This is a genomic window from Flavobacterium sp., assembly GCF_043722275.1.
Classification (GTDB): Bacteria; Bacteroidota; Bacteroidia; order Flavobacteriales; family Flavobacteriaceae; genus Flavobacterium.
This window is the reverse complement of record NZ_JAYSPC010000066.1, coordinates 1-12,364: the sequence shown is the minus strand read 5'-3', so window position 1 is coordinate 12,364 and position 12,364 is coordinate 1. Positions and strand designations below refer to the sequence as shown.

The 12,364-nt window shown below is 31.0% G+C and carries 9 protein-coding genes, 1 tRNA gene and 1 pseudogene; 9 read left to right on the top strand and 2 right to left on the bottom strand.

Features of this window, described 5'->3' with window-relative positions:
* The 3 genes from ACHZDT_RS09490 (at window position 1) to ACHZDT_RS09480 (ending at window position 2,742) form a co-directional block, all read left to right on the top strand.
* Window positions 1-357 carry a winged helix-turn-helix transcriptional regulator gene (locus ACHZDT_RS09490; RefSeq protein ID WP_394774385.1) on the top strand — a complete coding sequence of 119 codons (357 nt, stop codon included), beginning with the start codon at window positions 1-3 and terminating at the stop codon, window positions 355-357.
* A gap of 223 nt (window positions 358-580) precedes the next feature.
* Window positions 581-1,486 (top strand): LytTR family transcriptional regulator DNA-binding domain-containing protein, encoded by a 906-nt coding sequence (locus tag ACHZDT_RS09485; RefSeq protein ID WP_394774384.1) that lies wholly within the window; start codon window positions 581-583, stop codon window positions 1,484-1,486.
* 101 nt (window positions 1,487-1,587) lie between these two features.
* Window positions 1,588-2,742, top strand: coding sequence for an acyltransferase (locus ACHZDT_RS09480; RefSeq protein ID WP_394774383.1), 1,155 nt, complete (start codon window positions 1,588-1,590; stop codon window positions 2,740-2,742).
* 352 nt (window positions 2,743-3,094) lie between these two features.
* On the opposite strand, the gene ACHZDT_RS09475 is transcribed toward ACHZDT_RS09480, so the two are convergent.
* A tRNA-Val gene (locus ACHZDT_RS09475) sits at window positions 3,095-3,169 on the bottom strand.
* A gap of 263 nt (window positions 3,170-3,432) precedes the next feature.
* On the opposite strand from ACHZDT_RS09475, the gene ACHZDT_RS09470 reads away from it, so the two are divergent.
* Complete coding sequence (locus ACHZDT_RS09470) at window positions 3,433-5,223, top strand: ABC transporter ATP-binding protein (protein WP_394774381.1); 1,791 nt, start codon at window positions 3,433-3,435, stop codon at window positions 5,221-5,223.
* A 324-nt stretch (window positions 5,224-5,547) separates the two neighbouring features.
* On the opposite strand, the gene ACHZDT_RS09465 is transcribed toward ACHZDT_RS09470, so the two are convergent.
* On the bottom strand, window positions 5,548-6,717 hold the full coding sequence (locus tag ACHZDT_RS09465; RefSeq protein ID WP_394774380.1) for a proline dehydrogenase family protein: 1,170 nt from the start codon (window positions 6,715-6,717) through the stop codon (window positions 5,548-5,550).
* A gap of 672 nt (window positions 6,718-7,389) precedes the next feature.
* On the opposite strand from ACHZDT_RS09465, the gene ACHZDT_RS09460 reads away from it, so the two are divergent.
* The 5 genes and pseudogenes from ACHZDT_RS09460 to ACHZDT_RS09440 form a co-directional block, all read left to right on the top strand.
* A complete protein-coding gene (locus ACHZDT_RS09460) occupies window positions 7,390-9,195 on the top strand; it encodes an O-antigen ligase family protein (RefSeq protein ID WP_394774378.1) in 1,806 nt (601 codons plus the stop codon).
* A gap of 126 nt (window positions 9,196-9,321) precedes the next feature.
* Window positions 9,322-10,389 carry a 3-dehydroquinate synthase gene (aroB, locus tag ACHZDT_RS09455; protein ID WP_394774377.1) on the top strand — a complete coding sequence of 356 codons (1,068 nt, stop codon included), beginning with the start codon at window positions 9,322-9,324 and terminating at the stop codon, window positions 10,387-10,389.
* A gap of 57 nt (window positions 10,390-10,446) precedes the next feature.
* Window positions 10,447-10,626 carry a hypothetical protein gene (locus tag ACHZDT_RS09450; protein WP_394774376.1) on the top strand — a complete coding sequence of 60 codons (180 nt, stop codon included), beginning with the start codon at window positions 10,447-10,449 and terminating at the stop codon, window positions 10,624-10,626.
* Between the two features lie 57 nt (window positions 10,627-10,683).
* The gene (locus ACHZDT_RS09445) at window positions 10,684-12,087 is read left to right on the top strand and encodes an arginine decarboxylase (protein WP_394774375.1); all 1,404 of its coding nucleotides are present in this window, start codon (window positions 10,684-10,686) and stop codon (window positions 12,085-12,087) included.
* Window positions 12,088-12,197: 110 nt separating this feature from the next.
* Window positions 12,198-12,364: pseudogene (locus tag ACHZDT_RS09440) on the top strand (deoxyhypusine synthase); the annotation flags it as partial.

Sequence of the window (12,364 nt, the reverse complement as noted above, 5' to 3'; positions counted from 1 at the left end):
ATGGGATGTAAAATAGAAGAGTTTCAACAGGAACAAAAGAAAAGAATGAGAGCCGTTCAGGATTCAATGGACGTGCTGAATGGGAAATGGAAGATTTCTATTATATCGTCTATTTGCTGTTATGGTAAAAGGCGATTTTCTGATATTTTGAAAGATATTGAAGGAATTTCTAACAGAATGTTGAGCAAAGAATTAAAGGAATTAGAAATAAACCAGTTGATAAAACGAACCGTTTTAGATACACAACCTATAACGGTTCAATATGAACTTACGGAACACGGTGATACGTTACAAACCATAATCAGCAATCTTACAGATTGGGGTATTGCACACCGAAAAAAGATAGTTGGGGTATAAATTTGCCTTTGTCGAGTGTCGTTCTGCAATTGCTGCGAACTTATATTAAACTCCTTAAAGGTTGCAGTGATGCCATTTAATGATTGGAATTATTAAGTTGGCGGCAAGCGTAAAATTTTTAAAGAATTCAAAATAAACTAAATTGAAATTATCAAATCCAAATAATTCGAAAACCATAAGCCTGCATTTTTTTGTATTTTTATTCCCAAAATAAATTCTTAATATGCGATTCTATATCAATACAGAACATTTGAGGAATGAAATTGAATATCCCGGACGATATAAATCTCAAAATCTAATAAAAAGTTCAAGTCTTGTTTTTCTTGTTCTTGTAACATTCCTTTTAGTATTCAAACCATTTGGTGTTTATGATCCGGAACTCAAAATGCATTATTTCTTTATTTGTTTTTTACATGCCTTTGCTCCGGCGCTGATTCTATTTATTTATTTTACAACACTGAATTATTTTAGAAAAGTGAAAAATCATACTCAATGGACTTTGCTTAAAGAGTATATTCATATTGGAGTTCTACTGGTTTTTATTGGTGCAACAAGCTTTTTAATGCGTGATTTGCTTTATACCAATTCGAATAACTGGTCATGGCATTATCTTTTTGAAGAAATTAGAAATTGTTTTGTGGCTGGCATCTTCTTTTATTTTTTTCTACAATTATCCAGTTTCTATTTTGAATCCAAAAAAGGCTCTTCATTTGTTCTTCAATTTATTCCTCTGGCGGTTAAATCGGAAAAAAAAGTCTTAATATCTAATCTTTTTATTAGCACACAGGTAAAACAAGATGATTTTTTTCTGGATATGGATCAATTACTCTTTGCAAAAGCAGATGGCAATTACATCGAGTTAACAAAATCGAACGACCTTCAAATGACTACAGAAGTAAAAAGAATTTCTTTAACTCAATTTGAAACTCAGATAACAGATTATCCGCACTTATTTAGGTGTCATAGAACCTATTTAGTAAATATGTTTAAGATCGAACAAGTGTCTGGAAACTCCCAAGGTTATGAATTATCATTTAAGGAAACAAACATAAAAATTCCTGTTTCCAGAAAACAAATTGATAATTTTAATAGCTGTTATCAAGAGCTTCGCAATAAACACATTGCATAAGCTTGTTGCTTATCACAAAAGTTAGTTGTTAGTAACAAGCCTTGCTCCAACTGCTTTTTGTTGTTGTACGTTTGTCATAAATGATTCTAAAACAATTTATTATGCCATCTACAGATCTTAGCGTAAATCAGAATTCCGATTCCTCAAACAAATTATTATACATAGATAATATAAAAGTTCTATTGACAATTTTGGTTGTACTCCATCACACTTTTATTGCTTACAGTTCTTCTGAAGGCTGGTATTACAATGAACAAACCAGCCTTATATCGGCACGGATTCTCTTGACGATGTTCATCAGTATTAATCAATCTTTCTTCATGGGATATTTCTTCTTGTTGGCAGCTTACTTTACTGATTCTTCCTATTCTAAAAAAGGAGCTTCCAAGTTTATTAAAGACCGAATAATTCGATTGGGAATTCCTCTATTATTCTATTGTTTCATTCTTACCCCATTTATTTCCTATTTAGTTTATTATTTTGCAAAAGAACATCATATCACTTACTTCGAATATCTAAACGGATATGACAATTGGATTGACTTAGGAGTGACTTGGTTTGTAGCTGCACTATTGCTTTTTACATTACTTTATGCAGCGGTAAAAAAAATATTCAAAATTAATTTCGACAAACCTGTGGCAGTACCTAACTCGCGTGCCATACTATTATTTGCAGCAGGATTAGGAATTATTAGCTTCGTGGTTAGAATAATATTTCCGGTTGGATGGATTCTTGAACCAGTTGGATTTCAGCTTGGGCATTTTCCACAATATATTGCACTATTCATTATTGGATTATTGGCTTCAAAAAACAATTGGTTTGATCAACTTTCAGAAAAAACAGGTAGACAGCTCAAAAGATCTGTTTGGTTATGTCTATTGTTTTTTCCGGTATTTTTTATTGTAAAATTTAAACTCAAAACACCTTCTTCTTGGTTTTCCGGCGGTTTTCACTGGCAAGCATTATTATACGCCTTTTGGGAACAATGGATTGGTATTTCTATTCTAACAACGCTTTTAATTAAAGGTAAAAAAAATTGGAATTATACCTCAGAATTACTCACTAAAGCATCTCGCAGTAGTTTTGCCGTATACATTTTTCATCCGTTGGTTATAGTAAGTTTCACATTAAGCGTGAGAAATTGGGATATTGAACCCGTAATAAAACTTTTGGTTATGACTCCTTTAATAGTGTTTGGCAGTTTTTTACTTGGTTTACTAGTTTTATTGATTCCAGGAGTTAAGAAAATTATTTAATATATCCTTTAAGTGATAAAATTGTAATTAAATTGCACTTAGGATCTAGGTCAATACAAAAAACTGTGGAGAGAGTAAAAAAATTACCGCAGAACGCTAAGTTTTTTTCTCTTAACTTTTAATAAAAGGCAAAGTTCGCAAAACTTTGTATCGATTCAGCTTTGCGAACTTTGTGTTTTCTATGCGTAAAGTAAAATTTAATCTTAGCGGCCTTTGCGCTAAAATTCATTCCTATTTATAGCTCCACACGTTTTGCATTGATTCCAAATCTTGAAATCTTCTAACAAAAGGTTTGAAATGAGTTTACAAAAAAAACTCCAAAATCAAATGACTTTGGAGTTTTTAAATTCTGTGGGCGATGAGGGGTTCGAACCCCCGACCCCCTCGGTGTAAACGAGGTGCTCTGAACCAGCTGAGCTAATCGCCCTATTTTACTAGGTTGCTATCATTGTGTGATTGCGAGAGCAAATATACAGCTAGATTTTGTATTTGCAAGCGTTTTTAGAAATAAAATGAAATAAATTTTCATCAATTATTTTAATAAACTCTTTTACAGTTATTTAATATAAAGATAATATTTAGTTTTTTTCTGAATCAATTTATAAAGCAGCATCAAATAGCTAATTTTGAATATTACTTTGTATTCATTTACTATAATCATACATTTGTATACCTTAATTGTATATTCAAATGGCACGATTTCAAGAAAATGATTTACCTAAAGCTAAATTAGACTCTAATTCACTTCAAAAAGCACTCAGAATTTTTAAATATGGAAAAAATCACAAATGGAAATTTTTCCTCGGACTTGTTTTTTTATTGTTAACAAGCGCTACTGCCCTTGCCTTTCCTAAATTAATGGGAATGCTGGTGGATTGTGTTACCAATAAAAATCTCGCAAGAGCTAACGAAATTGCTCTTGGACTTTTAGCAATACTTGTGCTACAGGCAGTTTTCTCTTTTTTCAGAATTTCGCTTTTTGTAAATTTTACTGAAAACTCATTATCAAATATTCGTTTTGCATTATACGAAAACCTTGTTAAACTGCCAATGTCTTTTTATTCACAAAAGCGCGTTGGAGAATTAAATAGCCGGATAAGCGCTGATATCTCGCAATTGCAGGATACTTTTACAACAACAATAGCAGAGTTTTTACGTCAGTTTATTTTAATCATTGGAGGGTTTGTTATTTTAGGAAATATTAGTCCAAAACTAACCTTGATGATGCTGGCAATTGTACCCATCGTAGCCGTTGCAGCCGTAGTATTTGGAAGGTTTATTCGTAAATACGGGAAAAAAACTCAGGATAAAGTAGCCGAAAGTCAGGTAATTGTCGAAGAAACTTTACAAGGAATAAGCAATGTAAAAGCTTTTGCTAACGAATGGTACGAAATTCAGCGTTATAAAAATAAGATTAAAGAAATTGTAAAAATCGCTATTAAAGGCGGTCAATATCGAGGATATTTTGCCTCCTTTATTATTTTATGCCTTTTTGGTTGTGTGGTTGCCGTTGTTTGGTACGGAATAACTTTAACTATTAAAGGTGAAGTTCAAGGAGTTGGAGATTTAATTTCATTTGTACTTTATACCACTTTTATTGGTGCTTCGTTTGGCGGAATTGCCGAAATGTATGCACAAATCCAGAAAGCTGTTGGAGCTACAGAACGTGTTTTCGAATTATTAGAAGAAGTTCCGGAAGATATCAAAGCTGGTCCGAAAGCACCAATTTTAGAAAAAATAAAAGGAAATGTTAGTTTCAATAATGTAGCTTTTAGTTATCCTTCCCGTAAGGAAGTTGAAGTTTTAAAAGATGTAAATTTTACTGCTGAATTTGGTCAAAAAATTGCAATCGTTGGACCAAGTGGAGCCGGAAAATCAACTATTTCTTCTTTACTATTACGCTTCTATGATATCACTTCAGGAGAAATCCTGGTTGACGGAAAAAATATCTACGATTATGACCTTGAGAATCTTCGTGGAAACATGAGTATTGTGCCACAAGACGTAATTTTATTTGGAGGAACCATCAAAGAAAACATAGCATACGGAAAACCAGACGCAACCGACGAAGAGATTATGCTGGCAGCAAAACAAGCCAATGCATTGAATTTTGTTGAAGGTTTCCCTGAAAAATTCGAAACTCTGGTTGGTGAACGTGGCGTAAAATTATCAGGTGGTCAGCGTCAGCGTATTGCAATTGCAAGAGCATTGCTTAAAAATCCAAGTATTTTGATTTTAGATGAAGCAACATCATCATTAGACAGCGAAAGTGAAAAACTGGTTCAGGAAGCGCTAGAAGTATTGATGGAAGGAAGAACAAGTATTATCATTGCTCACCGACTTTCGACGATTAGAAATGCTGATAAAATTTTAGTTCTCGATAACGGAAAAATCACCGAAGAAGGAACACATCAGGAACTAATAAATCTTGAAAACGGAATTTATAAAAACCTTAGTAATCTTCAGTTCAGTAATTCTTAAAGAAGAAAATTCCAATTTTATAAATTTTAAATTCCAATAAAAAAGGCTGAAAGATTTTAATCATTCAGCCTTTTTTGTCATTTCGACGCAAGGAGAAATCGCACACGAAAATCCGTACCTAAAGGCGTCAATCTTTGTCGAATTACGAGTATGATTTCTCCTTCGTCGAAATGGACAAACTTTGCGAGAATTCTATTAAACATACTAAACCCGACAGGCTTCAAAAACCTGTCGGGTTTAAATACTGCATAAAAAAGCTCCAATAAAAATCGAAGCTTTTTATAAATTTAAAAATAAGATGCACAGCTGTGCGCCTCTACAAATTTATTTCCCTTTTCTTCTCTTACGTTCTGCTTTTATCATAGATAATTCGCGGCTTGTTTGTCCGGCTACAGATGTATTTTCTTCAGCGCGACGAATCAAGTACGGCATAACATCTTTTACGGGACCAAATGGCAAATATTTAGCAACATTATAACCGTTTTCGGCCAAATTGTAGCTAATATTATCACTCATTCCGTATAATTGTCCAAACCAAATTTTGTTATTGTTTTTCGCAATTCCGCTTTCCTGCATCATTTCCATCAATTTATAAGAACTCAATTCGTTGTGAGTTCCTGCAAAAATGGACATAATTTCTAAATGCTCTAACATATAATGTACGGCAGCATCATAATTAATATCGGTAGCTTCTTTAGAAACACAAATTGGCGAAACGTAACCTTTCTCTTCGGCTCTTTTGTTTTCTTTTTCCATGTAAGCGCCACGAACCAATTTCATTCCTATAAAAAAGCCTTCATTTTTAGCAATTTCATGAAGATTTTTCAAATAATCCAAACGATCCCAACGGTACATTTGCAAAGTATTAAAAACGATCGCTTTCTCTTTATTGTATTTGCGCATCATTTCGGTAACTAAATCATCAGCAGCGTCTTGCATCCAGCTTTCTTCACCATCAATTAATAAAGCAACATCTTTTTGATGAGCTATACTGCAAACATGATCAAAACGAGCTACTACCCTATCCCATTCTGTCTGCTCTTCTGGAGTTAACGCTTGTTTTTCGCCTACTTTAGTATATAAATCTAAACGACCAAAACCTGTTGGTTTAAATACAGCAAACGGAATCGCTAATCTTTCTTTTGCAAATTCTACAGTTTTTAAGGTCATTTCTAAGGCCGCATCAAACTGCTCTTCCTCTTCTTTTCCTTCAACCGAATAATCTAACACAGATGAAACGCCTTTGGTAAACATTTTGTCAACTACCGTAATACAGTCATTTTCGTTTACACCACCACAAAAATGGTCAAAAACAGTTGCACGAATTAATCCTTCTACCGGAAGTTTAGCTTTTATAGCAAAATTAGTAACAGCAGTTCCTATCCTTACTAAAGGTTGGCTGTCAATCATTTTAAAAAGAAAATAAGCTCTATCAAGTTCTGTGTCGCTTTTTAACGAAAATGCAACTTGGGTGTTATCGAATATTTTTTCCATTAAGGTCAGTTTTTTGTGCAAATATAGATAGAGTTTTGAATATTATTTACTAAAACTCCGCCTATTTTTAGGTTCTGATAACGAAAAGATTTAATCTAAATTATCTAAAAGTAAGATTTAACCTATTTTAATCACTACTTTTGCAAAATATTAAATATGCATCTTATTAAAATCAATATGACAACTCTATACAAAACAGAAAAAAAAATACCAGACTTTCTGGTCCTTTTAATAATTGTATTACTTCTAATAATTGATTTCCTGCCGTATTATAAAACAATGGAAATTATTAATATCCAATTCTTATATATTTCAATTATAAATCTTTTAATATTTATTTATTTATATTTTAATACTGATCGCATTTCACCAAAAATAATTTCAGTTTTAAAAAGAAGTTATATTTTAAAAAACTACATACTATTTTTATTTTTATGTGGGTTATCAATTGTTATAGCCAAAAACACTTCTCTTGTTCTTACTAAATTTACAGAGCTAATTATAATTTTTTGTTTATGTATTAATCTTTGTATTTTACTTCAAAATAAACTCCATTTACTCTACAAAATTATTTTTATAGTTTGTGTTAGTGCCTTTTTTCAATCTTTTAAAGAGCTTATTAATTTTTTAGTTATACCAAAAGGCATTTCTGTTCTTGACCTTTTGAGGAATATGAATGGAAATACCGGAAATATAAATATTCTGGCAGCTAGTTTAAGCATTAAAGTTTCGTTTTTATTACTTGGAATATCGCATTTTGCCAATTATAAAAAGTTGTTTTTGTTAGTGGCTCTATTTTCTGTGACAACGGTGATATTTTTAACAGGAGCAAGAACATCATTAATAAATTTATTCCTGATTTTTTCTATATATATTACTTATTTATTGTTCAATAAACGTTTTAATAAAGCTAGTTTGCAAAAAAGTGCTTTACTACTTGTACCCGTTATATTTGCAATCTTATTTTCAAGCCAAATATTTAAAAAATCGAATGATAAATCACGGTATGTTTCTTTAGAAAACAGGGTTAAAGAAATAAATACTGATGATTCTTCGGCGAAAGCCAGATTAGGATACTGGAACAATATTTTAAAAATAAGTAAAACAAAACCAATTTTAGGAATTGGTTTAGGTAATTATCAGATTGAATCAATTCCTTATGAAAAGACTACCGCAAATGATACTAATTTATCTCTTCATGCCCATAATGACTTTTTGGAAATTCTAGTAGAAACAGGAATAGCAAATAGTCTAATTTATCTTTCTCTTTTTGTATTTGTATTTATTACTAATATGAAGAAAGTTCTAAAATCGACAGAAGAACAGACAAGAACAATTGCGATATTAACGATATTATTGGTTGTTATTTACGGAATGGATTCGCTGTTTAATTTTCCAATGTACAGACCTACAATGCAACTATTTTTTAGTTTAATAATTGTATTAACTATAACAAACAATTTAGAAAAAGAGAACTATGAAAATCAATTACTTACATCAAAAAACAAAATAGTATTCCTGATTTTTATTATCGTTTCGCTCCTAATCAGCTATTCTGCTTTATTAATTACCAAAGCTTCAAATTTAGAATATTTAATTAATACTGATGACATTAATTCTAATGAAAAAGGCTTTTTAACAGGTGATGAAGTTGTTCGAAGAATACCAAAATATCCTAATGTACTTAGTACTTCAGAAGCATTTTACGAGTATGCCGGTATTTACTATGTACGTGAAAAAAAATATGAAAAAGCGATGAATTGCTTTTCAAAAGCAAACAAAATTAACCCTTACTTAGGCAGAATAAATTTTTACAAGTATTTAATTTCCAAAGAAAAAGGAAACCTTGACAGTTCTTCTGTTTACATAAAAGAAGCATTTTATTTACGTCCAAGAAATACCGCTTTTTATAAATCCTCAACAAGTATTGCGGCCATGAAACAAGATACAATTGAAATACTTAAAGAGCATAAATTATTTTCAACCTTTCGAAAAATTCCTGAAGCTTGGGTTATTGCAGCTGATCAATTGCAAAATGCAGGTTATAACCGTAATAATTTATTAGATTTTATAAATCTGGGATTAAAATCATTGCCAAATGACAGCACTTTATTAAAACGCAAAAACGAGCATTTAATCATTAATTATATTATTGAAGGACAAAATTTCGAATCATCACTTGATATGGGAAAAGCATTAAAATCGTATCAAAAAGCTTTAAATTTAGAACCAAGTAATGTTTATACCTTGCAAAACCTGGGTTTTTACTATTATAACTTAGGTAATTATCCTGAAGCAATAAAAAACTTTTTAGAGGCATTAAAACAATCAGGACTGGAAAACGGAAAAACAGAGTATTACTTAGCCATAAGTTACCTGAAAATTAATGAGAGTAAAAATGCCTGTAAGTATTTCAATATTTCAAAAACTAAAAAATTTGCTGACGCAGAACAGCAAATAATCCTCAATTGTAAATAAATAGTGAAATATTTTTTTGTAACTTATCTCTATTAGTTTTTATTTTTTTGAACAAATTATGAGTAAAATTCCAATATTATTTAGTTAAAAATGCCTTATTTTGCGGTTTCAATTAACTACAGAAATATGCAATCTATTCAAGCCAATAATTATCACGTACATTTTAATCAAAATGCATACGAAGCCTTAAATAATCATTTGAAAGAAAATAAATACTCTAATTTGTTTATTATAGTTGATAATGAAACAAATGAGTATTGCTTACCAAAGTTTTTGCCTTTACTTGAAACTGATTTAACAATAGAAATTATCGAATTTGAATCAGGCGAAATCAATAAAAATATTGAAACTTGTATTGAAATCTGGAAAGTATTAACTGAACTTGGGGCCGACAGAAAATCACTTGTAATTAATTTAGGTGGTGGTGTTGTAACTGATTTAGGCGGTTTTGTAGCTTCAACTTTTAAGCGTGGAGTGGACTTTATCAATATTCCAACCACACTATTATCTATGGTTGATGCATCTGTAGGAGGAAAAACCGGTGTTGACTTAGGAAATCTTAAAAACCAGATTGGTGTCATCAACGTTCCTCAAATGGTATTAATTGATACCGATTATCTTGAAACTTTACCTCAAAGCGAAATGCGTTCCGGTCTTGCCGAAATGCTAAAACATGGTCTAATATATGATGCAGCTTATTGGAGACAATTTTTAGATTTAAATGCTATTGATTTTGCCGACTTTGATGAATTAATTTATCGTTCGGTTGAAATTAAGAACGAAATTGTTATTCAGGACCCAACTGAAAAGAATATTCGTAAAGCATTGAATTTTGGACATACTTTAGGACATGCTATCGAGAGCTACTTTTTAGAAAGCGAAACTAAAAAAACATTATTACATGGTGAAGCCATTGCTATAGGTATGATTCTAGAAAGCTATATCTCGTTGCATAAAAACTTAATTACAGCAGAAGAATATGCTGAAATTAAAACAGCAATAAAGAGCATTTATGATGATGTAAAAGTGGAAGAAAATGACATCGATCCAATCTTAGAATTGCTTATTCATGACAAAAAAAATGAGTATGGTTTGATCCAATTTGCGTTAATTGAAGGAATCGGAAAAATAAAAATTAACCAATCCGTTGAAAATAAATTGATTCTAGATGCGTTTCAAGATTATAAATCTTAAACTTTTTTTAATAAAAAGCTTTGCTTTAGGTATATATTATTTTTTACATTTGCCACAATGAAAACAAACAAAAAACAAAGACAATTCAGTTCTTATAGAAACCGACTCAATAGTTCCTTATTAAGGATGTTGGATCGTTTTTATAATAGTAAAAGTCCGTTTTCTTGTGATGTGTTTTTATACTCAAAAGCAGAACATGAAAAACTGCAAATTGTATTTGCGAATATTAGGGTTTGAATTTAAGATTTAGGCACAGTTTTCTAAATTAAAAATTACAATCTTAAAATCGACTAAATGAATACAAAATATTCTGATCTAATTAATCAAACCTATTACTTTCCTCAGGAGGAATTTAAATTAAACAAAGACAACTTACAATTTCACAATATTGATTTGATGAAATTAGTTGAACAATACGGTACGCCATTAAAATTCACTTATTTACCACAGATTTCTGAAAATATCAATAAGGCAAAAGCCTGGTTTAGAAAATCGATGGAAAAAAACAAATACGAAGCTAAATACTACTATTGTTATTGTACGAAAAGCTCTCATTTTGAATATATTATGAATGAGGCTTTCAAAAATAACATTCATATAGAAACATCGTCAGCTTTTGATGTGAATATTGTAGAGAATTTGCTTGAAAATGGTAAAATCAACAAAAGTACATACGTCATTTGTAATGGTTTTAAAAGAGACGAATATATATCTAACATAGCAAGATTAATCAATAACGGACATAAAAACACTATTCCTATTATTGATAATTATGAAGAATTAGATTTGCTTCAGGCAGATATTAAAGGAAAATTTAAAATTGGAATTCGTATCGCAGCCGAGGAAGAGCCTAAATTTGAGTTTTATACGTCAAGATTAGGTATTGGATATAAAAATATAGTTGCTTTTTATAAGAAACAAATTCAGGAAAATGACAAATTAGAGCTTAAAATGCTTCATTTTTTCATTAATACAGGAATTAATGACACGGCATATTACTGGAATGAGTTAGTAAAATGTATCAAAGTATATATTGCACTTAAAAAGGAATGCCCTACTCTTGATGGATTGAACATTGGCGGTGGTTTCCCTATTAAAAATTCACTTGCATTTGAATACGATTATCAATATATGATTGATGAAATTATCAATCAGATCAAAATAGCATGTGACGAAGCCGAAGTTGATGTCCCAAATATTTTTACTGAATTTGGATCATTTACTGTTGGTGAAAGTGGTGGCGCAATCTATCAGATTTTGTACCAAAAACAGCAAAATGACAGAGAAAAATGGAATATGATCGATTCCTCTTTCATTACGACATTGCCGGATACATGGGCTATAAATAAACGTTTTATTATGCTTGCAATTAACCGCTGGAATGAAACATATGAGCGGGTTTTATTAGGAGGTTTGACTTGTGACAGTGATGATTATTACAATTCAGAACAAAATATGAATGCTATTTATTTGCCTAAGTACAACAAAGAAAAACCGTTGTATATTGGTTTCTTTAATACTGGTGCGTATCAGGAAACTATTGGCGGTTATGGCGGTTTACATCACTGTTTGATTCCACAGCCTAAACATATTTTAATAGATCGTGACGAAAACGGCATTTTAGCAACTGAAGTTTTCTCAGAACAGCAAACTTCTGACGATGTTTTAAAGATTTTAGGATATACTAAAAAAATATAAAAAAAAACCTGCTTTTTAAATGTTAATATATATAAAAATTATTAATTTGCAGTACCATCTAAAAGGTTAAACTTTTAATTCAAAAAAAAAAAAAAAAAAACAAAAACAAAATGAAAGGACCAATCAGTCAGTTTATTGAAAAACATTATTTACACTTTAACTCTGCTTCTCTTGTTGATGCTGCAAAAGCATACGAACAACAATTGGCAAACGGTGCAAAAATGATGGTAAGTATGGCTGGCGCTATGAGTACAGCAGAAATTGGTAAAATTTTTGC